25 protein-coding genes are annotated in these 24,850 nt (G+C 68.9%); 9 read left to right on the top strand and 16 right to left on the bottom strand.

Annotation, left to right across the window (positions count from 1 at the left end; translation table 11 throughout):
* Positions 1-7: 7 nt before the first annotated feature.
* The 9 genes from ACZ6WN_RS04895 to miaA all read right to left on the bottom strand — a co-directional run bounded on the left by ACZ6WN_RS04895 (position 8) and on the right by miaA (position 10,480).
* Positions 8-2,002, bottom strand: coding sequence for an ATP-dependent DNA helicase (locus ACZ6WN_RS04895; RefSeq protein ID WP_465863055.1), 1,995 nt, complete (start codon positions 2,000-2,002; stop codon positions 8-10).
* A gap of 10 nt (positions 2,003-2,012) precedes the next feature.
* On the bottom strand, positions 2,013-2,765 hold the full coding sequence (locus tag ACZ6WN_RS04890) for an SGNH/GDSL hydrolase family protein (protein WP_465863054.1): 753 nt from the start codon (positions 2,763-2,765) through the stop codon (positions 2,013-2,015).
* Between the two features lie 108 nt (positions 2,766-2,873).
* Entirely contained in the window at positions 2,874-4,358 is a 1,485-nt protein-coding gene (hflX, locus tag ACZ6WN_RS04885; protein ID WP_465863053.1) for a GTPase HflX, read from the bottom strand.
* A 60-nt stretch (positions 4,359-4,418) separates the two neighbouring features.
* The gene (locus tag ACZ6WN_RS04880; protein ID WP_465863052.1) at positions 4,419-6,050 is read right to left on the bottom strand and encodes a substrate-binding domain-containing protein; all 1,632 of its coding nucleotides are present in this window, start codon (positions 6,048-6,050) and stop codon (positions 4,419-4,421) included.
* Positions 6,051-6,172: 122 nt separating this feature from the next.
* Complete coding sequence (locus ACZ6WN_RS04875) at positions 6,173-6,949, bottom strand: SDR family NAD(P)-dependent oxidoreductase (RefSeq protein WP_091051594.1); 777 nt, start codon at positions 6,947-6,949, stop codon at positions 6,173-6,175.
* 60 nt (positions 6,950-7,009) lie between these two features.
* Positions 7,010-7,861 (bottom strand): diaminopimelate epimerase, encoded by an 852-nt coding sequence (gene dapF / locus ACZ6WN_RS04870; protein ID WP_465863051.1) that lies wholly within the window; start codon positions 7,859-7,861, stop codon positions 7,010-7,012.
* Positions 7,861-8,490, bottom strand: coding sequence for a pyridoxamine 5'-phosphate oxidase family protein (locus ACZ6WN_RS04865; RefSeq protein ID WP_465863050.1), 630 nt, complete (start codon positions 8,488-8,490; stop codon positions 7,861-7,863). The genes dapF and ACZ6WN_RS04865 overlap by 1 nt, the downstream gene beginning before the upstream one ends.
* Positions 8,491-8,543: 53 nt before the next feature.
* Positions 8,544-9,473, bottom strand: a complete 930-nt coding sequence (locus ACZ6WN_RS04860; RefSeq protein ID WP_465863049.1) for a helix-turn-helix transcriptional regulator — start codon at positions 9,471-9,473, stop codon at positions 8,544-8,546.
* A 14-nt stretch (positions 9,474-9,487) separates the two neighbouring features.
* Positions 9,488-10,480 carry a tRNA (adenosine(37)-N6)-dimethylallyltransferase MiaA gene (miaA, locus tag ACZ6WN_RS04855; RefSeq protein WP_465863048.1) on the bottom strand — a complete coding sequence of 331 codons (993 nt, stop codon included), beginning with the start codon at positions 10,478-10,480 and terminating at the stop codon, positions 9,488-9,490.
* A 59-nt stretch (positions 10,481-10,539) separates the two neighbouring features.
* Between miaA and ACZ6WN_RS04850 the strand changes: the two genes are divergently transcribed.
* Together ACZ6WN_RS04850 and ACZ6WN_RS04845 are read left to right on the top strand one after the other, a co-directional pair.
* Complete coding sequence (locus tag ACZ6WN_RS04850; RefSeq protein WP_160025434.1) at positions 10,540-10,734, top strand: antitoxin; 195 nt, start codon at positions 10,540-10,542, stop codon at positions 10,732-10,734.
* A gap of 259 nt (positions 10,735-10,993) precedes the next feature.
* On the top strand, positions 10,994-11,512 hold the full coding sequence (locus ACZ6WN_RS04845) for a hypothetical protein (protein WP_465863047.1): 519 nt from the start codon (positions 10,994-10,996) through the stop codon (positions 11,510-11,512).
* 76 nt (positions 11,513-11,588) lie between these two features.
* Here the strand turns inward: ACZ6WN_RS04845 and ACZ6WN_RS04840 are convergent, their stop codons facing one another.
* Together ACZ6WN_RS04840 and miaB are read right to left on the bottom strand one after the other, a co-directional pair.
* Entirely contained in the window at positions 11,589-12,521 is a 933-nt protein-coding gene (locus tag ACZ6WN_RS04840) for a zinc metalloprotease (RefSeq protein ID WP_465863046.1), read from the bottom strand.
* Between the two features lie 106 nt (positions 12,522-12,627).
* Positions 12,628-14,130 carry a tRNA (N6-isopentenyl adenosine(37)-C2)-methylthiotransferase MiaB gene (miaB, locus tag ACZ6WN_RS04835; protein WP_465863045.1) on the bottom strand — a complete coding sequence of 501 codons (1,503 nt, stop codon included), beginning with the start codon at positions 14,128-14,130 and terminating at the stop codon, positions 12,628-12,630.
* A 135-nt stretch (positions 14,131-14,265) separates the two neighbouring features.
* Here miaB and ACZ6WN_RS04830 point away from each other — a divergent pair, with 135 nt between their 5' ends.
* From ACZ6WN_RS04830 to ACZ6WN_RS04815, 4 genes are all read left to right on the top strand, one after another.
* Complete coding sequence (locus ACZ6WN_RS04830; protein ID WP_465863044.1) at positions 14,266-15,042, top strand: amino acid ABC transporter ATP-binding protein; 777 nt, start codon at positions 14,266-14,268, stop codon at positions 15,040-15,042.
* 76 nt (positions 15,043-15,118) lie between these two features.
* Positions 15,119-15,937, top strand: coding sequence for a glutamate ABC transporter substrate-binding protein (locus tag ACZ6WN_RS04825; protein WP_465863043.1), 819 nt, complete (start codon positions 15,119-15,121; stop codon positions 15,935-15,937).
* 73 nt (positions 15,938-16,010) lie between these two features.
* A complete protein-coding gene (locus ACZ6WN_RS04820; protein WP_465863042.1) occupies positions 16,011-16,700 on the top strand; it encodes an amino acid ABC transporter permease in 690 nt (229 codons plus the stop codon).
* The gene (locus ACZ6WN_RS04815; protein WP_465863041.1) at positions 16,700-17,614 is read left to right on the top strand and encodes an amino acid ABC transporter permease; all 915 of its coding nucleotides are present in this window, start codon (positions 16,700-16,702) and stop codon (positions 17,612-17,614) included. Before ACZ6WN_RS04820 ends, ACZ6WN_RS04815 begins: the two co-directional genes overlap by 1 nt.
* A 60-nt stretch (positions 17,615-17,674) precedes the next feature.
* On the opposite strand, the gene ACZ6WN_RS04810 is transcribed toward ACZ6WN_RS04815, so the two are convergent.
* From ACZ6WN_RS04810 to ACZ6WN_RS04795, 4 genes are all read right to left on the bottom strand, one after another.
* Positions 17,675-18,142, bottom strand: a complete 468-nt coding sequence (locus ACZ6WN_RS04810) for a hotdog fold domain-containing protein (protein ID WP_378732836.1) — start codon at positions 18,140-18,142, stop codon at positions 17,675-17,677.
* Positions 18,143-18,191: 49 nt separating this feature from the next.
* Positions 18,192-18,458 (bottom strand): metal-sensitive transcriptional regulator, encoded by a 267-nt coding sequence (locus ACZ6WN_RS04805; protein WP_008362591.1) that lies wholly within the window; start codon positions 18,456-18,458, stop codon positions 18,192-18,194.
* A 149-nt stretch (positions 18,459-18,607) separates the two neighbouring features.
* The gene (locus tag ACZ6WN_RS04800) at positions 18,608-18,988 is read right to left on the bottom strand and encodes a VOC family protein (protein ID WP_465863040.1); all 381 of its coding nucleotides are present in this window, start codon (positions 18,986-18,988) and stop codon (positions 18,608-18,610) included.
* Positions 18,985-19,782, bottom strand: coding sequence for a methyltransferase domain-containing protein (locus ACZ6WN_RS04795; protein ID WP_465863039.1), 798 nt, complete (start codon positions 19,780-19,782; stop codon positions 18,985-18,987). The genes ACZ6WN_RS04800 and ACZ6WN_RS04795 overlap by 4 nt, the downstream gene beginning before the upstream one ends.
* Positions 19,783-19,891: 109 nt before the next feature.
* On the opposite strand from ACZ6WN_RS04795, the gene ACZ6WN_RS04790 reads away from it, so the two are divergent.
* Positions 19,892-20,380: a MarR family winged helix-turn-helix transcriptional regulator gene (locus ACZ6WN_RS04790; RefSeq protein WP_045546820.1), complete on the top strand. Its 489-nt coding sequence runs from the start codon at positions 19,892-19,894 to the stop codon at positions 20,378-20,380.
* 203 nt (positions 20,381-20,583) lie between these two features.
* On the opposite strand, the gene ACZ6WN_RS04785 is transcribed toward ACZ6WN_RS04790, so the two are convergent.
* Positions 20,584-22,377, bottom strand: coding sequence for an ABC-F family ATP-binding cassette domain-containing protein (locus ACZ6WN_RS04785; protein WP_465863038.1), 1,794 nt, complete (start codon positions 22,375-22,377; stop codon positions 20,584-20,586).
* 107 nt (positions 22,378-22,484) lie between these two features.
* On the opposite strand from ACZ6WN_RS04785, the gene ACZ6WN_RS04780 reads away from it, so the two are divergent.
* Both ACZ6WN_RS04780 and ACZ6WN_RS04775 read left to right on the top strand, forming a co-directional pair.
* Positions 22,485-23,747, top strand: a complete 1,263-nt coding sequence (locus tag ACZ6WN_RS04780; RefSeq protein WP_465863037.1) for a TetR/AcrR family transcriptional regulator — start codon at positions 22,485-22,487, stop codon at positions 23,745-23,747.
* Between the two features lie 218 nt (positions 23,748-23,965).
* The gene (locus tag ACZ6WN_RS04775) at positions 23,966-24,778 is read left to right on the top strand and encodes an IclR family transcriptional regulator (protein ID WP_465863036.1); all 813 of its coding nucleotides are present in this window, start codon (positions 23,966-23,968) and stop codon (positions 24,776-24,778) included.
* Positions 24,779-24,850: the final 72 nt, after the last annotated feature.

The following is a 24,850-nucleotide window of genomic DNA, read 5'->3' as shown; positions in this document are numbered from 1 at the left end:
TTCTCGCTCAGGCAGAGGCTGACTCGGAGAGTCGCTTCAGGGCCTGACGCACGATGGCGGGGTCGGTCGTGGCCCACATCGGCGGCAGGCTGGCCTTGAGGAAGCCGCCGTAGCGGGCGGTGGCCAGGCGCGCGTCCAGCACGGCCACCACACCACGGTCGGAGGTGGTACGGATCAGCCGGCCGGCACCCTGCGCGAGGAGCAGCGCGGCATGGGTGGCGGCGACCTGCATGAACCCGTTGCCGCCGGCCTTGTCGGCCGCCTGCTGCCGGGCCGACATCAGCGGGTCGTCGGGCCGCGGGAACGGGATCCGGTCGATGATCACGAGCTGGCAGGTGTCGCCGGGGACGTCGAGGCCCTGCCACAGCGACAGCGTGCCGAAGAGCACCGTGTGCGGGTCGGCGACGAACTGCGCGGCGAGCTCGGGCAGCTGCGCGTCACCCTGGGCCAGGGTGGTCAGGTGAGGGAGCTTCTGGCGCACGACCTCGGCAGCGGCCTCGGCGGCGCGGCGGGAGGAGAAGAGCCCGAGCGTACGCCCGTCGGCGGCGTCGACCAGGTCGACGATCTCGTCGAGGGTCTTGGCACCCATGCCGTCGCGCCCGGGAGGAGGCAGGTGACGGGCGACGTAGAGGATCCCCTGCTTGCCGTAGTCGAACGGGCTGCCGACATCGAGCCCGATCCACGGCAGTACGTCATCGGTACGCTGCGCCGCGGCGCCCACCTCGGTGCGCTCCTCCGCCTTGAGCCCGAGGGATCCGGCCACCGGGCCGAAGTCACCGCCGAGCTTGAGGGTCGCGGAGGCGAAGACGACGGTCTTCTCGGTGAGCAGCTTCTCGCGCATCTGCGCCCAGACCTGCAGCGGCGCGACGCACAGCCGCGGCGGGATCCGGTCACTGCCCTCGTTGATCCAGATCACGTCGTGCTCGGAGGCCGCGGCCATCCGCTCGGCGGTGGTGAAGACCTCCTGCAGGCCACCCTTGGCCTGCTGGAAGCCGGGGTCGGCGCTGTCGGAGTCCTTGGGCTTCGGCAGCGCCGAGAGCGCGGACCGAGCCGCGTCGCGCACCAGCACGAGCGCGTCCGAGACGACCTCGGGCAGCGTGACCAGCCGCCCGGGCGAGGTCTCGTTGATCGCCGCCCGTAGCGCGTCGGAGGCATCGGCCAGATCGTCGGCCTCGGCGCCCTCGATGTGCTTCTGGGCCCGCCGGGCGGCCCGCTCGACCTCGGCCGCGGTCAGCTCGTCGGTCGCCGCCTGGGTCACCCGGGCGACGAGCTCGTGGGCCTCGTCGATCACCACGGCGTCGTACTCCGGGATCATCGGCACGCCCTCGATCGCGTCGATCGCGAGCAGGGAGTGGTTGGTGACGATCAGGTGGCTCTTCTGGGCCTTGTCGCGGGCGACCTCGACGAAGCACTCCTCGCCGAAGGGGCACTTGGCGGCGCCGAGACAGTCGCGGTGGTTGACGGAGACCTGACGCCACTCGCGGTCGGTGTGGCGGGGCGCGGAGTCACGCTCGCCGCTGCCGCCCTTCTCCGCCTCCTTCTCCGCCCAGCTGCGCAGCTCGAGGACCTTCTCGGCCATCGGGCCCAGCGGGACGTCGACCAGGGTGCCCTGGTCGTCGGGAGCGCCCTCGCGCACCCGGTGGAGGCAGGCGTAGTTGGAGCGGCCCTTGAGGACGGCGTAGGACGCGTCGACGCCGGGGCGCGAGCCGATCGCCTTGACCAGGCGCGGCAGGTCGCGCTCGACGAGCTGGTGCTGCAGCGCCAGGGTCGCGGTGGCGATCACCACCCGGCTGTCGTGGAGCAGCGACGGGACCAGGTAGGCCAGCGACTTCCCGGTGCCGGTGCCGGCCTCGACCAGCAGGTGCTCCTCGTCGGCCAAGGCCTGCGCGACCGCATCGGCCATCAGCACCTGACCCTCACGGGTGGCCCCGCCGAGGGTCGCGACCGCGTCCGCCAGGGCTTCACGTACGGGCGTCTGGGAGGCGGTGTCGGTTACGGTCACTCGGGCAACCTTAGCCGTGGGCGGGGACAGTCTCCGATCGGCTCTCCGCGATCCGGCGGGCGACGATCTCCCCGAACTGCATGTGGCCGGCGACCGTCAGGTGCGTGTTGTCCTCGAGCATGGGCAGCTCGAGGTCGAAGACGTTGATGTACGTCACCCCGTACTCCGCCGAGACCCGGCGCATCATCTTGTTGACGACCCTGATCGCCTTGGCGCGGGAGTTCACCTTGGGCGCGCTGAGCACGATGACCTCGTGGCCCTTCAGCTCGTCCAGGGTCGCCCGGAAGCCCTTCTCGACCTCGTCGATGTCACTCTTGGAGTCGTTGATGCCGCCCTCGAGCACGACCAGGTCGGTGCCCTGCACCACCGCGTCCGGGACACGCTCGGGGAACGAGATCGGACCGCACCGCTCCATCAGATCGTGCGAGTAGCCGGTGCCGCCGAAGCCCGAGACGCGCACCTCCCCGTCGAGATAGCGCGGCCAGGACAGGCCGGGGTCGTCCAGCCCGAAGCCGGAGGCCCAGGAGTCGCCGATGACCACGACCCGTTCGCCGGCACCGGTCACCACCGAGGCACGGGTCACCGACTCCGCGGCCAGTCGGGTGCACAGATCCTGGGTCACCTCGGTCCCATGATCCGCCTCCTGCCCCGGAAGCACGCCGTCGTCCGTGCTGCCACAGCCCGCGAGCGCGGTCACGAGGACAGCACCGGCCAGCACGCCCACCACCGTGGCGCGCGCCGCGCGGCGTACCTCTGTGCGCATCCGTGACCTCTCCCTAGACCGATCGTCCCAAGTGTGAGGGACGAGCCTGGCAGAGCCAATGTCGAAACGCCGAAACAGGCGCCGGATCAGCGCCTGGGTCAGCGTCGATCAGTTCGGGTACGCAGCCAGCTCGCCGGCCAGGTCCGCGTTGGCGCGGCCCTTGACGACGGTGCCTTCGGCGGTGTGCTCGAGGTGGTCGATCTCGCCGTGCTGGTGGATCCGGTTGACCAGGTCGCCCCGCTCGTAGGGAACCAGCGCGGAGAACTCCACGCCCGGCCGCGGCAGGTCGGTCTCGACCGCCTTGATGGCGGCGTCGATGCCCTCGCCGGTCTTGGCCGAGACGGCGACCGAGTGCGGCTCGGCGCGAAGCAGCCTGGCGATCACCAGCGGGTCGGAGATGTCGGCCTTGTTGATCACGACCAGCTCCGGCACCTCGCTGGCACCGATCTCGGCGAAGACCTCACGCACCGCGGCCAGCTGGCCCTCGGGGTCGGGGTGGGAACCGTCCACGACGTGCACGACCAGGTCGGCGTCGGCGACCTCCTCCAGCGTCGAGCGGAAGGCCTCGACGAGCTGGTGGGGCAGGTGGCGCACGAAACCGACGGTGTCGGACATCGTGTAGACCCGGCCGTCCTCGGTGGTCGTCTTGCGGGTGGTCGGGTCCAGGGTCGCGAAGAGCGCGTCCTCGACGAGCACCCCGGCACCGGTGAGCCGGTTGAGCAGGGAGGACTTGCCTGCGTTGGTGTAGCCGGCGATCGCGACCGCCGGGATCTGGTGGCGCTTGCGGTCGGCACGCTTGGTGTCGCGGGTGCCCTTCATCGCCTTCAGCTCACGGTTGAGCTTGGCGATCTTGGTGTTGATCCGACGGCGGTCGGTCTCGATCTTGGTCTCACCGGGACCACGGCCACCGATACCGGCACCGCCCGCGACCCGGCCACCGGCCTGGCGGGACAGGTTGCCACCCCAACCACGGAGCCGCTGCTTCATGTAGCTGAGCTGGGCCAGCTCGACCTGCGCCTGGCCCTCGCGCGACTTGGCGTGCTGGGCGAAGATGTCGAGGATCAGCGCGGTCCGGTCGACGACCTTGACCCCGGTGCGGTCCTCCAGGTTCCTGAGCTGCGAAGGCGCGAGCTCGCCGTCGGCGATCACAGTGTCGGCACCGGTCGCGGCGACGATCTCCTTGAGCGCCTCGACCTTGCCGCGTCCGATGTACGTCGCGGGGTCCGGCGCCTGGCGGCGCTGGTAGATCGCCTCGAGCACCTCCGAGCCGGCCGTCTCGGCGAGGAGCGCCAGCTCGGCCAGGGAGTTCTCGGCGTCGGCCTGGGTGCCGCCGGCCCACACGCCCACGAGCACCACTCGCTCCAGGCGGAGCTGGCGGTATTCGACCTCGGTGATGTCCTCGAGCTCGGTGCGCAGGCTGGCGACGCGCTTGAGCGCGTGCCGCTCGGCGAGCTCCATCGCACCGACGGTCGGGTCGGTGTCCTCAGGATCCTCGTCGGCGTAGCCGGACTCGAAGCTGTCGTCGAGCGCGTCCCAGTCCTCGGTGGCCTCGAGCTCGTCAGCGAGAGAGAAGTCGTGTGCGTTGTTCGTCATATACCAACAAGAGTACGGCGCCGCACCACCCGGGGGACAATGCTTATCCGAGAGCGCCCCTCAGCGCTGCTCGATCGCCTCTCGGAGCACGGTTCCGACGTCCTCCGGACGCTCCGCGACGTACGCCGCCCCGCCCGTCGCGTCGGCGATCGCCTGCAGCGCACCGAGGTCGGCGTCGGCGGTGATCCCGATCCCCAGGACGCGGACCGGCCGGCGCGGGTCGGAGACCGTCTCCAGCTGGCGTACGAGCTCTGCCACGTCCATCGAGTCGGGATCGTCGTTGGTGCCGTCGGTGAGCAGGAGCACCTCGTTGGTGGCGAGCGGGTCGTAGGAGGCGACCGCGGCCTGGTAGGCCGCCAGCGCGGTGTCGTGCAGGGAGGTGCCGCCACCGGTGCGCGCGGTGAGACCGGCGATCTCCTCGGTCAGCTGGGCGCGCTGGTCCTTCGAGGCCAGCTGACGGGTCGGGACGAGCACCTTGTGGTCGCCTCCCAGCGTGCCCTCGGTCTTCTCGGAGAAGGCCCAGAGCCCGATCGCGGCATTACCGGGAAGGGTCCTGACGGCCTCCGACGCCGCCTCCTGGGTGAGCTGGAGGCGGGTGGCGGCGCTCTCGGGAGCGGCCGGCCAGGCCATCGAGCCCGAGACGTCCATGACCGCGATCGCCCGGGTGGGTCGAAGCCTGGCGCTCCACTCCGAGGCCGTCCTCGCCACCTCGGCGGAGTCGACCCGGGTGTAGGCGCCCACGTTCGGTGCCGGCTTGCCGGCGCCGCTGGTGCGGAACCCGGCCTGGGTCAGCGCGGTGTCGGCCTCGCCGCTGTCGAGCACCCGGGCGAGGCTGGTGATGGAGGCGGCGATCGAGTTGCGGCGCGCCGAGTCCGCGGTGATCAGGACCGGGTAGTCGAGGACCACCGTGCCCTCCTTCGGCGCACTGGCCTTCAGCATCGGCGCGTACGTCGACCACTGCTGCTCACTGGTCGCGGTCACCCCGCTCATGACCGTCCGAAGCTCGGCCAGGCGCCCCGAGTCGGTCGGCCCGGCGCCCTCCTCGCCGGAGACGAGCCGCTCCGCGAACGGCTCCAGCCTGGCCTCGTCCTGGGGTTCGCCCTCGCTCGCGACGGCCGTGCCGAGCGCGCTCATCATCCGCTGCGGGTCGCCCATCAGCAGGTCGTCCTCGGCGAAGGCCTCGGCGTAGGAGGTGCGGGTGAGCCCGTCGCCGGAGACCAGCACGACCGGCGAGGAGGCCATCGAGGCCCGCAGCGTCACCGGCTCGACGGCCGGCTCGATCCGGTCGAGCCAGAGCGAGGAGTCAGGGATCCACACGTCGGGGAGGTCGCCGTCGAGCGCCATCGGCGCGAGGACCTGGTCGGTCTTGGTCGCCTCCACCTCGATCTGGGCGCAGCCGGCCGCCTCGAGGATGTTGCCCACGACGGTCGCCGCCTCGGGAGCCACCGCGACCTTCATCTGCGGGCCGAGGCAGGTCCGGTCGTCGCTCGAGCTGGCGTTGCCGTTGGCGACCAGCGCGGTCGCGATCAGGCACACGGCCAGGACACCGGCCGCGCCGGCGATCACACCGATCGTCTCGCGCGTCAGTCGCGGCTCGCGCGGGGGCTCGCTCGCTCCCGCCGGCTCCGTGGGCTCGCCGGTCTCGATGATCGCGAGCGCCTTCGACGTACTGGTGTCCGCCTTATCGGACATGCGAACTCCCCTTGCTCCGACGTCCGCGGAGCGGTCTGGAACGGTCCGCGGCTGGCGCACACATTAGCGGTGCGCCAGCCGTCGGGGTACTACCAGCGTCCTGTTAGTTCAGTTGCGTCCGGTCACTTCGGTGGCATCCGGATGCCGCCGTCGACCCGGATCGTCTCGCCGTTCATGTAGTCGTTGGTCAGGCACTCCACGACCATGCTGGCCAGCTCCGCCGGCTCACCGAGGCGATGCGGGAACAGCACGCTCTCGCCGAGCTTGGCCTTGAACGCCTCCGACTCCGGGCCCTCGCCGTAGATCGGGGTGTCGATCAGCCCCGGCGCCACCGTGTTGACGCGGATGCCGACCGCGGCGAGGTCGCGCGCGAGCGGGAGGGTCAGGCCGACGACGCCGCCCTTGGACGAGGAGTAGGACACCTGACCGATCTGGCCGTCGAAGGCCGCCACGCTGGCCAGGTTGACGATCGCGCCGCGCTGCCCGTTGGCGTCGGGCTCGTTGCGGCTGATGTAGGTCGCGGCCTGGCGGCACATGTCGAAGGTGCCGATCAGGTTGATCGCGATGACCTTCTTGTACGCATCCAGGTCGTGCGCCGAGCCGATCTGACCGTCGCGCCCGATCGTGCGCTGCGCCCAGCCGATGCCGGCCGAGTTGACCACCGCCTTCAACGGCGCGATCTCCACGGCCCTCTCCACAGCGTTGGTGATCTGGTCGGTGTCGGTGACATCGACGGGCACGAACAGCCCCTTGATCTCCTCCGCCAGGGCCTCGCCCTTGTCCTTCTGCATGTCTGCGACGATCACCGTCGCACCCTTGGCCGCCAGCGCCCGGGCCGTCGCCGCCCCGATCCCGCTGGCCGCGCCGGTCACGATCGCTGTGCTATCAGTCAACTCCATGGGCAGCACCCTAGACGTGACCACCCTCACCGGGGTGAATATCCGTTAACCGTCTCGCGGTCAGAGCGACGTGGTGCCCTCGGCGATCAGGATCGCCGGTCCGGTGAGCAGGACGCGGTCGTCGGTCGCCCAGGTGACGTGGAGGGTGCCGCCCGGCACATCGACCCGGTACGTCACATCAGCATCGCGCGCGATCGCGAGACCGTCGGCCTCGGCGGCCGCGACCATCACCGCACAGGCTCCGGTGCCGCAGGAGCGGGTCTCGCCCGCACCGCGCTCGTAGACCCGCATCGCGACGTGGCGCTCGCCGACGCGCTCGAAGAACTCGACGTTGACCCCGTTCGGATAGACCGTCTCGTCGAAGACCGGGGAGTCGTAGAGGTCACCGACCGGGCCGTGGGGGTCGATCGAGTCGACCTCGGCGGCAGCGTGGGGGTTGCCCATGTCGACGTTGCAGGCCGACCAGAAGTGGTGGGCGACGGTGACCTGGGTCGACCCGAGCAGCTTCGGGGAGCCCAGGTCGGCGGTCCAGACGTCCCCGGAGGCGGTCAGGGTCTTGTCACCGGCGCGGGTGGCGAAGGTGACCTGGTCACCGGCGAGCCCCGCCGAGCGCAGGTACTCCGCGAAGACCCGGGTGCCGTTGCCGCACATCTCGGCCCGGGTGCCGTCGGCGTTGCGGTAGTCCATGAACCACTCGGCGTCGCTGACGGGACGGTCCGCACCGGTGTAGGCGGCGGTCCGGATCACCCGCAGGATCCCGTCGCCGCCGATGCCGGCCCGGCGGTCGCACAATGCCCGGACCCGCTCGGCCATCTCCTCGTCCGAGAGGGCACCGTGCACCGACCCGTCGAGGTCGGGCAGCAGCACGAAGTCGTTCTCCGTGCCGTGTCCCTTCAGGAAGGCGTAGGACATCAGTAGAGGGTCTTCGAGTAGGCGTCGGTGCGGTAGTAGTCCTCCATCTCCGCCAGCGTACGCGGGTCGTTCTCGACCTGCTTGGCGATGACCGCACGCTTGGGGAGGTGGTCGGGGTCCCACGTCTCGGGGTCCCACAGGCCCGAGCGCAGGAACGCCTTCGCGCAGTGGAAGAAGATGTCGTCGATGTCGACGACCAGGGCGAGGATCGGCCGCTTGCCCTTCACGGCCATCTCGTCGAAGAACGGTGCGTCCGAGACCAGTCGGGCACGCCCGTTGATCCGCAGCGTGTCGCCGCGGCCCGGGATCAGGAAGTTGAGCCCGACGTGCGGGTTGGAGAGTACGTTGCGGTAGCCGTCGACCCGCTTGTTGCCCGGCCGCTCCGCGATCGCGATCGTCGTGTCGTCGATGACGTGCACCAGCGACCCGGCCGGGTCCCCCTTGGGCGAGGCGTCGCAGCTGCCCTCCGCGTCCGAGGTCGCGAGCACGCAGAACGGCGTCGCGGCGAGCCACTCCCGGTCGATGTCGAGGAGCGCCGGGCGCCCCTTGGTCGCCGCCCGCTCGTGCGGCACGCCGACCAGGTCGACGAGCTCCTCGAGCGTGCTGATCTCAGTCCAGGTAGGGGTCACGGCCTCAGGGTACGAGGCGTGAGCGCGGGCGGCCGAATCATTTCGCCCCCGACTCAGGCCGACGGCACCTCGCCCCGGCGAGCCCGCAGCCACTCGATCGGGTCGCCCCGGTCGACCTCGACGCCGGCCATCCGGAGCATCATCCGGACCAGCAGACGCCGATGGGCTGCGTACGTCAGGACGTGGGCGACCACCGACCCGATCTGGAAGCTCTCCGGCGGCTCGCACAGGGCGTCGATGAGCCGGTCCTCCCAGGCCCCGCGCCGCTCGATGTCGCGTACGACCGCCAGCCACCGCACCGCCACGGCCTCGTGCCGCTCGGCCAGTGCGGGGATCGGGTCGGTGCGACGCCGGACCGGCATCGAGAGTCCTTCGATGGAGGCGACCCAGCACTCCTTGGCCCAGACCGTCGCCTCCAGGACCTGCGCGAGCGACTCCTCCGGACCATCCCACTCGAGCACCTCGTGGCCGGCCAGCCGCACCTGCGTGAGCGTCTCCGCGGGCAGGTCCCCGGCGAGGTCGAGCAAGGCGCGGGTGTCGTCGATGTCGTGCCTGACGAGCTGCTCGGTCAGCGGCGAGAGCACCCGCTCCTGGGAGTCGACCCACAGCGACTCCGGCGGATGGAAGTGGATCCCGTTCGGCGCCGGCAGCCAGTGGCTGGCCGCGGTGGTGCTCGGTGGGTGCCCGAACGCCTTCGCGTAGGCGCGCGAGAACCCTTCCATGGACTCGTACCCCGCCGCCCAGGCGGCATCGGTCACCGTGCCACCGTGCTGCAGCTGCCACGCGGCCCGCTCCAGCATCACCCGCCGCCGCATCGCCACCGGCGGCTCCCCCGCACCCCGGGAGAGCAACCGGTTGAAGTGATAGGGCGAGGTGTAGGCGTCGCCCGCCATCTGCGCCAGCGTGCGCGGCTCCCCGTCGTCGGCACCGTCGAGCACCGCGTCCAGCAGCTCCCGCAGCCGGTCACGCTCATTCCCGCTCACCCCGCTCACCCCGCTCACACCGTCACCGCCCGCACCGCCGCGACGGCCTTGTCGAGGCGGGACGGATCGTCGTAGGAGACCCACACGACCCGCGGATCCTTGCGGAACCAGGCGTCCTGCCGTCGCGCGAACTGCCGGGTCTTGATCGCCGTTCGCTCCATCGCCTCCGCCAGCGTCATCTCCCCTGCGAGATGAGCGGCGACCTCCTGGTAGCCGATGGCCTTCGAGGCGGTCCGCGACCGCCCCAGACCGGCCTCCAGGAGCCGCGCCACCTCATCGACGAAGCCGGAGTCGAACATCTCCGCGACGCGCTGCCGGATGCGTACGTCCAGTGCTTCGCGGGAGATGTCGACGCCGATCTGGATGGAGGCCGGGTCGTGGTAGACCTGCTCGGGCAGTCGTGCGCTGAACGGCTCGCCGGTCAGCTCGATGACCTCCAGAGCGCGTACGACGCGGCGACCGTTGTCGATCTCGATCCGCTCCGCGGCGACCGGGTCCAGGGCTCGCAGCCGGTCGTGAAGCGCCTTCTCACCTGCGGTTTCGAGCTCCATCTCCAGACGCTCGCGCACCTCGTTCGAGGTCCCGGGGAACTCGAACCGGTCCAGGATCGCTCGCGTGTAGAGGGCGCTGCCGCCGACCAGCACGGGTGTCTTCCCGGCCTTCCGGAGCACCGCGATCTCCTCGCGCGCCAGTGCCTGGAAGTCGGCGACGGAGGCCGGTTCGGCGATGTCGAGGAGGTCGAGGAGATGGTGCGGGATCCCGCGCCGCTCCGCGACCGGCAGCTTCGCCGTCCCGATGTCCATCCCGCGGTAGACCTGCATCGCATCGGTGTTGATGATCTCGCCACCGAGGGTCTCGGCGAGATCGAGGGAGAGCGACGTCTTCCCTGCCGCGGTGGCACCGACGACGGCCACGATCGGCGTGGCCGACAGGGCAAAAGATCCCAGGTCGCGTAGCTCAGATGCACCATCAGGGTCGCGTGTCCCCCTGTTGCTGTCGTACTCCATGCAGTTAGTCTGGCCGCAAGTTGGCTCATACGGGGAGCCACCGATCCAGAGGGGGAAGCATGAGCTTCTTGGACAAGGCAAAGGATCTCGCCCAGCAGGGCATCGACAAGATCGGCGCCGACAAGGTCGGCGAGGGCTTGGACAAGGCCGGCGAGTTCGCCGACGAGAAGACCGGTGGCAAGTTCAGCGACCAGATCGACCAGGGCGTCGAGACTGCGAAGAACGAAGCAGAGAAGCTGGACGGCGGCAACTGAGCCATCCACAGGCCCCGAGGCGGGGAGCAACCCAGACCGGGTTGCTCCCCGCCTCGCGTTTACGTCCCGTTACACCCAGCTGACTTTTTACGTACTGATTATCGAAACACTGTTACAGACCTGTTGCGACATGTGCCGTCACGTGGAACGGTCTAGACCGTCTCATTCAATGCCTCAACGAATGGGGCAGCCGGGGGGCGGACATGCGATGCATGTCCGATTCCGGTCCAGTCACAACTACTCGGAAGTGTGGACCAATATGTCTGAGAACTACGGCAACAGCGACGAGCAGCAGAACTACGGCCAGGAGGGCGGCCAGGAGGGCAGCTTCGGCGGCCAGGAGTCCAACGAGGGCTCCTCCTACGGCTCGGAGTCCTCCAACGAGGGCGGCTTCGGCGGCCAGGAGAGCGGCCAGAGCGAGGGCGGCTTCGGCGGCGGCGAGCAGTCCGAGGGTTCCTCCTACGGCTCCGGCGCGGGCTCGAACGAGGGCGGCTCCTCCTACGGTGAGCAGTCCGACGAGGGCAGCTCCTACGGTGGCGGCGAGCAGTCCGAGGGCTCGAGCGAGAACTCTTCTTACGGCGAGCAGGGTGGCCAGAGCGAGGGTGGCTCCTCCTACGGCGAGCAGTCCGAGAGCTCCTCCGAGGGTGGCTTCGGCGGCCAGGAGTCCGGCGAGGGCTCCTACGGTGGCGGCGAGCAGTCCGAGGGTTCCTCCTACGGCTCCGACGAGAGCTCGAACGAGGGCGGCTTCGGCGGCGAGCAGGGCCAGTCGCAGTACTGATCCCGCTCCGCTGATCACACAGATCGAGCGCCGGGTCCCGCGAGGGGCCCGGCGCTCGATGCTGTCTCAGCTCGGCTCAGGCGCGGTACGCCACCCACCCGTCGATCATGCGCTGCACCTGACCCGGCGTGAACTCGTCCATGCACGCGTCCTCGGTGTAGTCCATGAAGTTGTGGATCGGGTCGAGGCCCGGAGCGGTGCAGGTGTCGGAGCCCTCCGGGCAGCCGAAGGCCGGCGCGGCCTCGGCCGGGGTGTCGGCGACCTGGTCGCCCTTGCCGCGGCAGCCACCCTGGAAGGTGTGGTAGAGGTGCAGCCAGTGGCCGACCTCGTGGGTGGCCGTGTCGCCCTCGTCGTACGGCGCCGCCGAACCGCCCGGAAGCGACTCACCGAGGATGACCACGCCGTCCTGCGAGGAGATGTTCTTGGCCGGGAAGGTCGCCCAGCCGAGCAGGCCGTCGTCGATCTCACCGATGTAGACGTTGAGCGCGTTGTCGCCGCCCTGGCGCAGGGTCGACTTCATGTCCCGCTCGCCGGCCGATCCGGAGATGATCGGGTACCAGGCCGGGTTGATCGTGGTCTCCTGGCCGGCGACCTCGAAGGAGAACGGCGTGCCGGCGTACGCCGCGTTGAGCACGTCGATCTGGGCGTCGATGTTCGCCTGCGGGACGGCGCCGGTGGTGGCGTCCTCCTGGATGACGTGGATGTAGGTCGGGATGGTCGTCGGACCCAGGGTCGCGTTGCCGCTCTTCTTCCCGTGCGCGGCCAGCGCGGACGCGAGCTCCTTCTCCTTGGCGTCGGCCTGCTTCGCGGTCAGGTGGTTCGTGTCACGGACCTGCTCGGCACCTTCGGCGACCCGGGCCGCTCCGACCTCGTGCGGGTCGAAGCAGGCACCGCCTCCTGCCGACGCCTGCATCGCGCCCGCGGGGGCCGCCGCGGCCAGACCTGATGCCACGAGCACTCCGAGCGCGCCCATCGCCGCTGCTCTGCCGGCCAGCTTGGGAATCGACATGGGGTATCCCTTCCTGAGACAAGTTGCCTCAGGCTAGAGCAGGAATACCCACCGGGGGAACGGAGTTACGGAGAATTTGCTGTTCGAGTAACGCCACGCCGCACGATCAGCCGCACGCCGGCGCGGCGGGCAGCGGAGCCGGCACGCCGACCGTCGGCATCCCCAGCCCGACCGATGCCGCCTCGGGCTCGGGTCGGCCCTGGCGAGCCTCCCAGGCGTCGCCGGAACGGGTGCGGCGCACCTCGAGCACGGGGTTGTCGGCGACCAGGTGGTGAGGCGCCGCGTAGGTGACCTCGACCTTGACCATGTCGCCGGGACGTACGCCCTCGGCCCCGGCGGCGTTGAAGTGGACGAGCCGGTTGTCGGGAGCGCGACCGGAGAGGCGGTGGGTCTCGGCGTCCTTGCGGCCCTCGCCCTCGGCGACCATCAGCTCAAGCGTACGTCCGACGTTCTTCTTGTTCTCCTCGTAGGCGATCTCGTTGACGAGGTCGACGAGCCGGCCGTAGCGGTCCTTGACCACCTCGGGAGAGATCTGGTCGGGGAGATCGGCCGCGGGGGTGCCGGGGCGCTTGGAGTACTGGAACGTGAAGGCCGAGGCGAAGCGCGACTCACGGACCACGTCGAGGGTGCCCTGGAAGTCCTCCTCGGTCTCGCCCGGGAAGCCGACGATGATGTCGGTGGTGATCGCCGCGTGCGGGATCGCCGCGCGGACGCGCTCGATGATGCCGAGGAACTTGGTCGACCGGTAGGAGCGTCGCATCGCCTTGAGGACGCGGTCGGAGCCCGACTGCAGCGGCATGTGCAGCGACGGCATCACGTTGGGCGTCTCGGCCATGGCCTCGATGACGTCGTCGGTGAACTCGGCCGGGTGCGGGCTGGTGAACCGGACCCGCTCCAGCCCCTCGATCTCGCCACAGGCGCGCAGCAGCTTGGAGAAGGCCTGCCGGTCACCGAACTCCACGCCGTAGGCGTTGACGTTCTGGCCCAGCAGGGTCACCTCGGTGACGCCCTCGGCGACCAGCGCCTCGATCTCGGCGAGGATCTCGCCCGGTCGGCGGTCCTTCTCCTTGCCCCTCAGCGAGGGGACGATGCAGAAGGTGCAGGTGTTGTTGCAGCCCACGCTCACCGACACCCAGGCGGCATAGGCCGACTCGCGCTTGGTCGGCAGGGTGGACGGGAAGACCTCGAGGGACTCCAGGATCTCGACCTGGGCCTCCTCCTGCACCCGGGCCCGTTCGAGCAGCACCGGGAGCGAGCCGATGTTGTGCGTCCCGAAGACCACGTCGACGTACGGCGCCTTCTGGGTGATCGTCGCGCGGTCCTTCTGCGCGAGGCAGCCGCCGACGGCGATCTGGAGGTCCGGGTTGGCCTCCTTGATCGGGGCCAGGTGGGAGAGGTTGCCGTAGAGCTTGTTGTCGGCGTTCTCCCGGACCGCGCACGTGTTGAAGACGACCACGTCGGCCTGCGTGCCCTCGGTCGCCTTCAGATAGCCGGCATCCTCCAGCAGCCCCGAGAGGCGCTCGGAGTCGTGGACGTTCATCTGGCAGCCGTAGGTGCGGACTTCGTACGTACGGGCTGAGGCGGAGCTCGAGGCGGTGGACACGGTCATAGCGTCCTCAAGAGTACGGCGCGGGGGTCCGAGGGCAGGAAATCCCGACCGGTTGTCTGCTTGGTTATGCGCTTGTAACCGATACCGGGGACCAATTCATGGATGTGCAATGCAGGATGTGGTTAGGTCTGCGGCATGACCGTGCTTGACACAGAACCCACCAGCGCACCTTCGGGAGACGCCCTGGTGGTGCTCGACCATGTCGACAAGCACTACGGCGACCTGCACGTGCTCCGGGACATCAACCTGGAGATCAAGCGTGGCGAGGTCGTCGTGGTGATCGGGCCCTCGGGTTCGGGGAAGTCGACCCTCTGCCGCACGATCAACCGGCTGGAGACGATCGACTCGGGGACGATCACGCTCGACGGCAAGGAGCTGCCCGCCGAGGGCAAGGGCCTGGCCAAGCTGCGCGCCGAGGTCGGGATGGTCTTCCAGAGCTTCAACCTGTTCGCCCACAAGACGATCCTGCAGAACGTCACGCTGGGCCCGATGAAGGTGCGCAAGCTGAAGAAGGCGGAGGCCGAGGCCGAGGCCACGAAGCTGCTCGACCGCGTCGGCGTGGGCGCCCAGGCGGCGAAGTATCCCGCCCAGCTCTCCGGCGGCCAGCAGCAGCGTGTCGCGATCGCCCGGGCGCTGGCGATGAAGCCGCAGGTGATGCTCTTCGACGAGCCCACCTCCGCGCTCGACCCGGAGATGGTCAAGGAGGTGCTCGACGTCATGGTCAGCCTCGCCAAGGAGGGCATGACTATGATCGTGGTCACCCACGAGATGGGCTTCGCCCGCGTCGCCGCCGACCGTGTCGTCTTCATGGCCGACGGCCAGATCGTCGAGTCCAACACCCCCGCCGAGTTCTTCGACAACCCGCAGTCCGAGCGCGCCAAGGACTTCCTCGGCAAGATCCTCAAGCACTGAAACGTACGTCTCGGGTGAGCCCTCGGCTCGCGAACCCTGCAACGCACCAACACTCATATCCCAGAAGGTGGATTCGATGAAGTTCCAGAAGATCGCCGCGGTCGCGGGCGTCCTCGCGCTCGCCGGCTCGCTCGCTGCCTGTGGCGGCAGCGACGACTCCGGCTCCGACGCCGGTGGCGACAAGATCAAGATCGGCATCAAGTTCGACCAGCCGGGTCTCGGCTTCAAGGAGGCCGACGGCGACTACTCCGGCTTCGACGTCGACATGGCGGAGTACATCGCCGAGGGCCTCGGTTACGACGAGGACCAGATCGAGTGGGTCGAGGCCGTCTCCGCCAACCGCGAGACGTTCCTCAAGGACGGCACCGTCGACATGATCCTGGCGACGTACTCGATCACCGACGAGCGCAAGGCCGAAGTCGACTTCGCCGGCCCGTACTACGTCGCCGGTCAGGACCTCCTGGTCGCCGCCGACAACACCGACATCACCGGCCCCGAGTCGCTCGACGGCAAGAAGCTCTGCTCGGTGACCGGCTCGACCTCGGCCCAGAAGGTCAAGGACGAGTACTCCAAGGGCGTCCAGCTGCAGGAGTTCGACACCTACAGCAAGTGCGTCACCGCGATCGAGGGCGGCCAGCTCGACGCGATGACCACCGACGACATCATCCTGGCGGGCTACGCCCAGCAGGACCCGGGCAAGTTCAAGATCGTCGGTGCCCCCTTCTCGGAGGAGAACTACGGGGTCGGCCTGCCCAAGGGCAGCGAGGACCGCGACAAGATCAACGACCTGATCGAGAAGGCCTTCGAGGACGGCGCCTGGGAAGAGGCGTTCAACGACAACCTCGGTGACTCCGGCTACAAGCTGCCGGAGCCCCCGACCGTCGACCGCTACTGAGGCACCCGCGGGGCAGGGGACTCCGCTCCCCTGCCCCGTCGGCGCGTCCAGCGCAAGAAATTTGGAAGGACCAATGGACCTCATCTCCGAGAGCGGGTCAGCCATCCTGACCTCGTTCGGGCTGACCTTGAGACTCGCCATCTTCAGCGGCATCTTCTCGATGCTGCTCGGCGTGGTGCTCGCGACGTTCCGGGTCTCACCGGTTCCCGTGCTGCGCTGGATCGGCTCGGCCGTCGTCTACACGTTCCGCAACACTCCGCTGACCCTGGTCATGTTCTTCACGCTCTTCGGACTGAGCTATCAGCTCGGCCTCAACTTCAACGAGGAACTGATCTACCGCAACAACTTCTGGCTGGCCGTCCTCGCGCTCAGCGTCTACACGTCGACCTTCGTGTGTGAGGTGCTGCGCTCGGGCATCAACACGGTGCCGCTCGGACAGGCCGAGGCGGCGCGCGCGATCGGGCTGACCTTCACTCAGAACCTTCGCCTGATCGTCCTTCCCCAGGCGTTGAGGTCGGTGATCAACCCGCTGGCCAGCGTGCTGATCGCGATGACCAAGAACACGACCGTCGCCGTCACCATCGGTGTCACCACCGCCACCATGGTCAACGAGGCGTCGGGGCAGATGAAGTCGCTGATGGAGCGCAACTCCGACCAGATCCTGCTGATCTTCATCATCTTCGCGGTGGGCTTCATGATCCTGACTCTGCCCATCGGCTTCATCGCCGGCTGGGCCGCCAAGCGATTCGCGGTGATCCGATAATGAGCGCCTCAGTTCTGTACGACGCCCCCGGCCCCCGCGGCAAGGCGCTCAACTGGGTCTACTCGGTCATCGCCCTCGTGGTCCTGGCCTGGGTGGCCTGGTTCGTCTACTCCAAGTTCGACGAAACCGGACAGTGGGACGCCGAGAAGTGGAAGCCATTCCTCGAGGCGCCGGTCTGGGAGAACTTCCTCATCCCCGGTCTCATCGGCACGCTGAGCGCTTTCGCCGTCGGTGCGGTGCTCGCACTTATCTTCGGGTTCGTGTTCGCAGTCGGCCGCCTCTCGCCGAGCCGATTCATCAGCGTCCCCAGTGGCGTGGTCGTGGAGTTCTTCCGCGCGATCCCGATGCTGCTGCTGATGATGTTCATCTACTTCATGCAGCAGCCGCTGGGACTCGAGACCAGCGTCTTCTGGGCGGTCGTACTCGGCCTCATGCTCTACAACGGCTCCGTCCTGGCCGAGGTGATCCGTGCAGGTGTGGGTGCTCTGCCGAAGGGGCAGTCGGAGGCCGGTGTCGCCATCGGGCTCTCGCCCGGCCAGGTGATGCGTGCCATCCTGCTCCCGCAGGCCGTGCGCTCGATGCTGCCGGCGATCATCGCTCAGCTCGTGGTGCTGCTCAAGGACACCGCGCTCGGCTACATCCTGGCCTACGACGAGCTGCTCAACCAGATCAACAAGATCGAGGGCAACTACAACAACCTGATCCCTGCGGCGATCGTCGTGGCACTGATCTACATCGTCATCAACACGATCCTCGGACTGATCGCCAACTACGCCGAGGCCCGTACCCGGCGAGTGGGACGCACCGCGGCGCCGATCGGCCACGCCGACGCGGTCGACCCGGTCGCCGCCGAGGCCGAGCTCGTGCAGAAGGCGAACGCTGCCAACGTCGGTGGTGCCGGGCCGGGCGCCTGAGCATTCGGACAGACCAACGGCCCGCTGCCCCGAGGGGCAGCGGGCCGTTGCATACCTGCTCTACTTCTTCTTCGGGGTCACCCAGAGGTTGATCGTGCCCTCGATGGCCACGGTGCCGTCCTCACGGATGCCCTTGACGCGCACCGCGAGGTCACCGTCGGCGGTGTCCCACTGCTCCTGGTCGGTCTCCGCGATACAGGTGATGTCGGTGGAGGCCTTGGCCGTGTAGGAGACGGTCATCCCCTTGGGGATCCAGCGCTTGTCGCGCGGGATGGTGACCTCCGCAAGGGCACCCATCGCCATCTCGAGACCGTTGCACAGCGCGATGGCGTGCACGGTCCCGATGTGGTTGTGGTTGCCCTTGCGGTTGGGCACGATGACCTCTGCGTAGTTGGGCCGCAGCTGGTTGACCAGCGGGTGGATGGACCCGAAGTAGGGCGCCTTCTTCGAGAAGGCGACCGAAAATGCTCTCTTGCCGACAACGGGGACACGGTTGAAGGACTTCCAGAGGTCGTAGAGCTGGCTCATGCTGGTCAGGTTACCCGACGGTAACCTCCTCCCCTCTCCTGGCCCGAGATCAGGAGAGGGAGAGGAAGACCTTCTCGAGCTCCTCGATCTGCTCCGGGCGGTCTCCGTCGGCGTGCGCGCGGCGCAGCTCGTTGGAGAGCAGCGCGAAGGCCGCCTTGTCGAGGGCGCGGGTCACTGCCTTGAGCTGGCCGACCACATCGGCGAGCTCGCGGCCGTCTTCGATCATGCGGAGCACGCCGCCGAGCTGGCCCTGAGCCCGGCGGACTCGATTGACCACGCTCGTCGTCTCCGCGTCCCGAGGCTGGGGGACGGTCACGTCGTCAGTCAAAGTGTTGCCTTCCATCATTTCTGGCATCGTTCCTGGCTCGTTGTTGTATCCCCCGGGGGACAACGGTCCAGACCAGTTGGCGTTACGGTTCTTTTTGGTTGATTCCGGTTTTCGCCTACACGGTGCCGAAGTTCGTGCTAGTCGTCCGTCTGCCACACGATCTCGACGCGGTTGCCGAACGGATCACGGACGTGGAAGCGCTGGAATCCGTCGGCATTGTGGCGCTGGCTCCAGTCGACGTCGAAGCCCAGGCTCGCCAACCTCGTGCCCATGGCCTCCAGGTCCGCCTCGGTCTCGACCGCCAGAGCAGGATGCGCCTTGGCCTGCGGACGGTGCGGATCCTCGACGCCGAGGTGGATCTCGGCGCCGCCCGGAGAACGGAACCAGGCACCACCGCGCTTGGCCAGCTCGGCGGGCTTCGGCACCTCGGTCAGCCCGAGTCCGTCGGCATAGAAGGTCCTGGCCTCGTCCTCGTGACCGGCGGGCATGCCGACCTGCACGTGATGGATACGCATCATGCCTCCAGTCTGCGGGCGACCACGAAGACGCGGCGGAACGGGAGCAGGACGAAACTGTTTCCTACCGAATCGTTTCTTACGGGATAAGCCTGTGCCAGACGGTTCTTGAGCTCCTCGGCGAACGGCTCGAAGAGGCCGGCCTTCTCGAGTGCCGCAGCCGTGGGACGCAGGCTCGTTCCGGCAATCCAGGTGAAGACCGGGTCCTCACCGGTCAGCACGTGGAGGTACGTCGTCTCCCAGGCATCGACCTCGAAGCCCTCCCTCACCAGCACGTCGTAGTAGTCGGCAGGGTCGTGCGACCCGGGCGCCTCGAGGTGGCGGGTGTGGTCGGCGTACGGCTCCTCGGCAGCCAGCTCCTCACGGAGCCGGTGGCTGGGCTCGTCGAAGTTGCCCGGGACCTGGAAGGCGAACCAACCGCCCTCCCCGACCGCGCCGGCGAGCGCCGGGAGCAGGTCCAGATGACCGGGGACCCACTGCAGGGTGGCGTTGGAGAGGAGTACGTCGACGGAGCCCGGCACCACCGAGTCGGCCCAGTCGCGAAGGTCTGCCACCGCGAAGTCGACGCCGTCGATGGTCGCTCGCGCCTTGTCGATCATCGGGGCGCTGGAGTCGAGGCCGACGACCCTGGCCTCCGGCCAGCGGCCGGCCGCGAGGGCGGTCAGGTTGCCAGGACCGCAGCCCAGGTCGATCACGGTCTTCGGACGATCGGCGCCGACCCGGCGAAGGAGATCGACGAACGGCCGCCCTCGCTCGTCGGAGTAGGTCAGGTAGCGCTCGGGATCCCATGCGGTCATGGCGTACATCCTCTCGATTTTCTCTTGACGTCAAGATATTCCGATCGTCTCGCCGACTTGTCTCGATGTCAAGATTCTCGATGAGGCGAACTTGGGCTACGCTCTCGCCATGCGCGACGAAGTCGACGACCTGAGCGAGGCCTGGGCACACGAGCGGCCCGACCTGGACCTCGGCCCCGTCGAGATCTTCTCGCGTCTCTCCCGCCTCTCGCGCCACCTCGACCTCGCCCGACGCGACGCGTTCTCGGGCTCCGGGATCGAGTCGTGGGAGTTCGACGTGCTCGCCGCCCTACGCCGGGCGGGCGACCCCTACGAGCTCTCCCCCGGCCGGCTGCTGCGCGAGACCCTGGTGACCAGCGGCACCATGACCAACCGCGTCGACCGGCTCGCCTCCCGAGGACTGGTCGAGCGGCTGCCGGACCCGGCGGACCGTCGAGGCGTCCTCGTCCGGCTCACTCCCGACGGCAAGGCAACCGTCGACAGCGCCTTCGAGGCACTGCTCGCAGCCGAGCGGGAGTTCCTCGACGGCCTCTCCGGCGACCAGCAGAGCCAGCTCACCGATCTGCTGCGCCGGCTGCTGGTCCCCTTCTCATCCTGACCAAGCCCCCGCCGAGTCGGCTCATCTTGACCAAAACCCCCGCCGAGTCGGCTCATCTTGACCAAGATCCCCGCCGAGTCGGCGCGTTATGACGAGCCGACTCGACGCCGGATCTCGTCAGTTTGCGCCGACTCGGCGTCGGATCCGGTCAATTCGCGCCGACTCGGCGTGCGAGCCGGCTACGCGAAGACCCTTCGACAGGCTCAGGACAACGCCTCGGCCGCCTCGAGCCACTCCAGCTCGAGGTCGTCCTTCTCCGCGGCGAGCTGGTCCAGCTCCGCGCTGAGCTCGGCGAGCCGGGCGTAGTCGTTGACCGCCTCCGCCATCGCGAGCTCGAGCTTCTGCTGCTGCTGGCCGATCCGCTCGAGCTGCTTGTCGATCCTGGCGATCACCTTCTTCGCCGCTCGCTCGTCGGCAGAGCCGGGCTTGGCCTTCGACGGGCCAGACGCTGCCGTCTCGGCCGACGCGAGCGCCGTCTCGGCCTGCGGGGCTGACGCCTCGGCCGGGATCGGGAGGCGGCGCTCGAGATACTCGTCGACACCGCGCGGGAGCATGGAGATCTGGCCGTCGCCGAGAAGAGCCCAGATGGAGTCGGTGACGCGCTCGAGGAAGTAGCGGTCGTGGGAGACGACGATCAGGGTGCCGGGCCAGGCGTCGAGGAAGTCCTCGAGGACGTTGAGCGTCTCGATGTCGAGGTCGTTGGTCGGCTCGTCGAGCAGCAGGACGTTGGGCTCGGTGAGCAGCAGGCGCAGCAGCTGGAAACGGCGGCGCTCGCCGCCGGAGAGGTCGCCGATGCGGGTGACCAGCTTGTCGCCGGTGAACCCGAAGCGCTCGAGCATCGAGGTCGCCGAGAGCTCTTGGCCGTCGGTCGTCTTGGTGACGCGCTTGATCGACTCGACGGTGGGGAGGACCCGCGCCTCCGGGTCGAGGTCGTCCAGCTGTTGGGTCAGGTGCTGGAGAGCGATGGTGCGGCCGTGGCGTACCTTCCCCACCGCAGGCGGGAGGGTGCCGTCCAGGAGCGACAGCACGGAGGTCTTGCCGGCTCCGTTGACGCCGACGATGCCGATCCGGTCCCCCGGACCGATACGCCAGGTGGCGTGCGACAGCAGCTGCCGCTCGCCCCGGAAGAGGTCGACGTCCTCGACGTCGATGACGTCCTTGCCGAGCCGCTGGGTGGCGAACTTCTGCAGCTCGAAGCGGTCGCGCGGCGGAGGTACGTCCTCGATGAGCTGGTTGGCGGCGTCGATGCGGAACTTCGGCTTGGACGTACGCGCCGGGGCACCGCGACGCAGCCAGGCGAGCTCCTTGCGGACCAGGTTCTGGCGGCGTACCTCAGAGGCGGCAGCCTGACGGGACCGTTCGGCCTTGGCGAGGACGAAGGCGGCGTAGCCACCCTCGTAGGCGTCGACCTGACCGTCGTGGACCTCCCAGGTGAACTGGCACACCGCGTCGAGGAACCAGCGGTCGTGGGTGACCACGACGAGCGCGGACGAGCGCGCGGCCAGGTGGGACGCGAGCCAGGCCACGGCCTCGACGTCGAGGTGGTTGGTGGGCTCGTCGAGCACGATCAGGTCGTGCTCCCCGAGCAGCAGCTCGGCCAGGGCGCAGCGTCGACGCTCGCCCCCGGACAGCCCCATCACCGCCCGGTCGAGGTCGATCCCGGCCAGGAGCTGCTCCACGATCTCGCGCAGCGCCGGCACGCCGGCCCATTCGTGGTCGGAACGCCCGCCGAGCACTGCCTCGCGAACGGTGTGGGTGTCGACGAGCTGGTCACCCTGGTGCAGGAACCCGACGAGCAGACCACGCTGGCGCGAGACACGCCCGGAGTCGGGTTCCTCGAGGCCGGTCATCACCTGCAGGAGCGTCGTCTTCCCGTCGCCGTTGCGGCCGACGATGCCGACACGGTCGCCGGCGTTGATGCCGAGGGAGACGTCGTCGAGGAGGGGCCGGATGCCGTAGGCCTTGGAGACGTGCTCGAGGTTGAGGAGGTTCGCCATATCGTCTCCCATTGTCCCCGAGGGCGGTGAGGCAGCCAGCATCGCGGCGGCCGTCCAGTGGCACACCCGGCGGACGAAGAGCCCCTGACCTGCCTAGACTCGGTGCAATGGCCGAGAAGACACTCCGCGAGCACACCCACGGTTCGCGTCAGATGATCCTCGAAGCAGCGCTCCGGCTGGCCGCCGAGCGCGGCTATGTCGGCACGACGATGGCGCTGGTCCGTCGCGCGACCGGTCTCCCGCCGTCCTCGCTCTACTGGCACTTCTCCAGCAAGGACCAGCTTCTCGCCGAGGCGCTCGAGCACGGCTACACCCGCTGGTACGACATCGCCCCGCGGTGGGAGCCGACACCGATCGGCGACGACCTGCGCCTGGGACTGCTGGCCAACCTGCGGCGTACGACCTCGGACACCCACGGCGCCAAGGCCGACTGGTGGCGGATGGGCCTGATGCTGGCCCTCGAGTCCGGGCCGACGGTCGGCGACGGTCCGCGCGGTCGCTTCCTCCGGATCCGCACCCAGACGCTGGCCGACTTCGAGCGGTGGTGGACCGAGGCGGTCGACCTCCCCGCCCCGCACATCGAGACCCTCGCCCGGCTGACGCTCGCCGCCCACGACGGTCTCTTCATCCACGCCCAGACCGATGAGTACGCCGACCTCGACCCGCTCCGGAAACGGCTCGCCGACGGGCTGGCCGAGGCTGCCGACCATCTCCGGACGTTGGACCCGGCCGCCGTCCCCGAGACGGTGGATCTGCCGCCGGTGACGTACGAGGGCAGGAGCAGCAGCCGCGAGAAGCTGGTCTCGGCAGCGCTGGAGGTCGCGGCGGAGAGCGGCTACGAGGGCGCCTCGATCAGCCGGATCTGCGCCGCGGCGGGTCTGCCTGCCTCCTCCGTCTACTGGCACTTCGAGAACAAGGACGACCTGTTCTCGGCCGCGGTGGACGACTCCTACCGCGCCTGGATCAGCACCCAGTCCTCGTGGCAGCCGCCGAGCGCGGACTGCGACTGCTCGGCCGAGCTCCCACTCCTGCTGAGGCCACTGGTGGCCAGCCTGGGCCAACTGCCGCCGTTCCTGCGGATCGGCCTGATGCTGGTGCTCCCGAAGCGGCCCGAGCCGCTTCCCGGCCGGGACCGGTTCCTTGCCGTACGCCGCCGGTCGCGGGACGACTTCGCCGGCTGGTTCCGCGGAGCGCTCGGGGACGACGGGCCGGCGCACGCCGACGAGATGGCCGCGCTGCTGCTCGTCATCGCAGACGGACTTCTCTTCGCCGAGGCGCTCGACAGCGCCGACATGCCACCGGCCACGACCTCGGACCTGCTGGCGCGACTGGTGACGGCGACGCCGTTTCATACACAGATCAGTCACTGACCTACTACCGTAGGTCCACAGAGGGTTTACGACGCGAACGGTCGGAAACTCATCGATCTGTATGTCGTGTCATCTATTTCCGCAGGTCAGGAATGAGATTTATCCAACATTTGCTCCACAACCTCCGGAACGATCGTTACAGTGACTGCTGTCACAGAGAGTTGGAGGCCCCAGATCCCCCCTTCGTGGTGCCTCCGTCTCATTAAGGAGATCCCCCCATGAGCGTCACTGCTATCCCCACCCTGGCTAGTCAGCACGACCATGAAGGTGCCCCGAGGACGACCTCTTCGGCGACCCCGTCTGCGACGAAGGCCCTCCAGATCCTGGAGGCATTTCTCGGAGCCGGTCCGAAGCTCGGTGTCAGCGAGATCGCTCGCACCGCGGGCCTTCCCAAGTCGACCGCCTTCCGTCTTCTGCGCCACCTCGAGCAGAGCGGGTACGTCGAGCGCACCGGTCGTCACTACGTACTCGGCCGGCGACTCTTCGAGCTCGGCAACGCGGTGCAGATCTGCCGCCCGCAGGGCATCCGGGAGACCGCGATGCCGCATCTGGCCGAGCTCTATGTGGCCACCGGCAAGACCGTCCACCTCGCCATCCTCGAAGGCACCGACATCGTCATCCTGGAGAAGATCACCGGACGCGGTGGCATCCAGCCGGACACGTACGTCGGCGGGCGAGCGCCCGCCGCCTGCTCCGCACTCGGCAAGGCGATCCTCTCGTTCAGCGACCGCAACCACATCGCGGCCGTTCTCGAGTCCGGCCTGGTCAGGCGCACCCGCCACTCGCACGGCGACCCGGCGAAGTTCCTCGCCGAGCTCCGCCGCGCCAACAGCGAGCGCATCGCCTTCGACCGTGAGGAGGCCCAGCTCGGCATCGTCTGCGCCGGCGTCCCGATCATGATCGAGGGCCGAGCCATCGCCGCCGTCTCCGTCTCCGGCAGCGCCGCCGGGTTCAACGCCGCCAGCATCACTCGTCACCTGCGCCGCGCCGCTGCCGCGATCTCCGACGAGGTGGTCTCCAGCGCCGCCTGACCCCTGCCGAGGCGTCAGCCCCGTCGGTCGAGGCGTCGGCTAGGTTGGCCGAGGCGTCACGCGCTGCCGCCT

The sequence above is a fragment of the Nocardioides sp. NPDC054178 genome, from assembly GCF_055585005.1.
Note: the sequence above shows the minus strand (reverse complement) of the source record. Positions and strands in the feature narration are given on the sequence as shown.

Coding starts and splice junctions, on each gene's coding strand:
- ACZ6WN_RS04775 (WP_465863036.1), top strand. CDS start 23,966: ATGAGCGTCACTGCTATCCCCACCCTGGCTAGTCAGCACGACCATGAA.
- ACZ6WN_RS04785 (WP_465863038.1), bottom strand. CDS start 22,377: ATGGCGAACCTCCTCAACCTCGAGCACGTCTCCAAGGCCTACGGCATC.
- ACZ6WN_RS04840 (WP_465863046.1), bottom strand. CDS start 12,521: ATGTCGATTCCCAAGCTGGCCGGCAGAGCAGCGGCGATGGGCGCGCTC.
- ACZ6WN_RS04820 (WP_465863042.1), top strand. CDS start 16,011: ATGGACCTCATCTCCGAGAGCGGGTCAGCCATCCTGACCTCGTTCGGG.
- ACZ6WN_RS04875 (WP_091051594.1), bottom strand. CDS start 6,949: ATGGAGTTGACTGATAGCACAGCGATCGTGACCGGCGCGGCCAGCGGG.
- ACZ6WN_RS04850 (WP_160025434.1), top strand. CDS start 10,540: ATGAGCTTCTTGGACAAGGCAAAGGATCTCGCCCAGCAGGGCATCGAC.
- ACZ6WN_RS04825 (WP_465863043.1), top strand. CDS start 15,119: ATGAAGTTCCAGAAGATCGCCGCGGTCGCGGGCGTCCTCGCGCTCGCC.
- ACZ6WN_RS04830 (WP_465863044.1), top strand. CDS start 14,266: ATGACCGTGCTTGACACAGAACCCACCAGCGCACCTTCGGGAGACGCC.
- ACZ6WN_RS04815 (WP_465863041.1), top strand. CDS start 16,700: ATGAGCGCCTCAGTTCTGTACGACGCCCCCGGCCCCCGCGGCAAGGCG.
- ACZ6WN_RS04800 (WP_465863040.1), bottom strand. CDS start 18,988: ATGATGCGTATCCATCACGTGCAGGTCGGCATGCCCGCCGGTCACGAG.
- ACZ6WN_RS04790 (WP_045546820.1), top strand. CDS start 19,892: ATGCGCGACGAAGTCGACGACCTGAGCGAGGCCTGGGCACACGAGCGG.
- miaA (WP_465863048.1), bottom strand. CDS start 10,480: ATGGAGTACGACAGCAACAGGGGGACACGCGACCCTGATGGTGCATCT.
- ACZ6WN_RS04780 (WP_465863037.1), top strand. CDS start 22,485: ATGGCCGAGAAGACACTCCGCGAGCACACCCACGGTTCGCGTCAGATG.
- ACZ6WN_RS04810 (WP_378732836.1), bottom strand. CDS start 18,142: ATGAGCCAGCTCTACGACCTCTGGAAGTCCTTCAACCGTGTCCCCGTT.
- ACZ6WN_RS04845 (WP_465863047.1), top strand. CDS start 10,994: ATGTCTGAGAACTACGGCAACAGCGACGAGCAGCAGAACTACGGCCAG.
- hflX (WP_465863053.1), bottom strand. CDS start 4,358: ATGACGAACAACGCACACGACTTCTCTCTCGCTGACGAGCTCGAGGCC.
- ACZ6WN_RS04795 (WP_465863039.1), bottom strand. CDS start 19,782: ATGACCGCATGGGATCCCGAGCGCTACCTGACCTACTCCGACGAGCGA.
- dapF (WP_465863051.1), bottom strand. CDS start 7,861: ATGTCCTACGCCTTCCTGAAGGGACACGGCACGGAGAACGACTTCGTG.
- ACZ6WN_RS04880 (WP_465863052.1), bottom strand. CDS start 6,050: ATGTCCGATAAGGCGGACACCAGTACGTCGAAGGCGCTCGCGATCATC.
- miaB (WP_465863045.1), bottom strand. CDS start 14,130: ATGACCGTGTCCACCGCCTCGAGCTCCGCCTCAGCCCGTACGTACGAA.
- ACZ6WN_RS04890 (WP_465863054.1), bottom strand. CDS start 2,765: ATGCGCACAGAGGTACGCCGCGCGGCGCGCGCCACGGTGGTGGGCGTG.